This is a genomic window from Undibacterium sp. Ji83W (assembly GCF_049340385.1).
In the GTDB taxonomy this organism is placed as follows: domain Bacteria; phylum Pseudomonadota; class Gammaproteobacteria; order Burkholderiales; family Burkholderiaceae_D; genus Undibacterium.
Genome location: NZ_JBMPOZ010000080.1, coordinates 1 through 284 on the forward strand (window position 1 = coordinate 1; position 284 = coordinate 284).

1 protein-coding gene is annotated in these 284 nt (G+C 52.1%); it reads left to right on the forward strand.

Translation table 11 applies throughout. The features are described 5' to 3' along the window. The coding region (locus ACO0LD_RS31830; protein ID WP_423013550.1) for a transposase at positions 1-284 on the forward strand (284 nt) is incomplete at both ends.

The following is a 284-nucleotide window of genomic DNA, read 5'->3' on the forward strand; positions in this document are numbered from 1 at the left end:
TACATTTGCCCAAGGAGGCTTTGAACGCTACGCCAAGACGACGAAGCGAGCAGTATTTCTATCCGAGATGAATCAGGTCGTGCCCTGGTCAATGCTGTGCAACCTGATTGCCCCCCATTATCCGAAGGCTGGTAACGGACGTCCACCAGTAGGTGTGGAGCGTATGCTTCGAATTTATTTCCTGCAGCAATGGTTCAATCTGTCTGACCCGGCTGTGGAAGAAGCCTTGTACGAATCAATCTCCATGCGCAGTTTTGTCGGCATAGACTTGGGCAGCGAGCCTG